The organism is Halomonas sp. (assembly GCF_052095765.1).
In the GTDB taxonomy this organism is placed as follows: Bacteria; Pseudomonadota; Gammaproteobacteria; order Pseudomonadales; family Halomonadaceae; genus Halomonas.
In genome coordinates this window covers 19,188-19,420 of the sequence record NZ_JBQDJZ010000052.1, presented here as the reverse complement: position 1 = coordinate 19,420, position 233 = coordinate 19,188, and the positions used below count along the sequence as shown (strand labels likewise).

Here is a 233-nt window from a genome sequence, read left to right as displayed (position 1 = left end):
GAGCTCGTGGACAAACTCAAGAACGAAGCCAAGGTGATTTCATGAGTATTCTGGTTCTGGCCGAACATCAGGATGGCGAGCTGGCCGGCGCCACTGCCCATGTGGTTGCCGCTGCCAAGGCGATTGGTGGCGATATTGATGTGCTGGTGGCCGGCGAGAACGTCGGCCCGGTGGCTGAGGCTGCTGCCAAGCTCGACGGGGTGAGCAAGGTGCGCGTGGCCGATGCCAGCGTA

At 61.8% G+C, this 233-nt stretch carries 1 pseudogene; it reads left to right on the top strand.

What is annotated here, in order from left to right:
- Window positions 1–41: 41 nt before the first annotated feature.
- Window positions 42–233: pseudogene (locus ACTH3D_RS08170) on the top strand (electron transfer flavoprotein subunit alpha/FixB family protein); the annotation flags it as partial.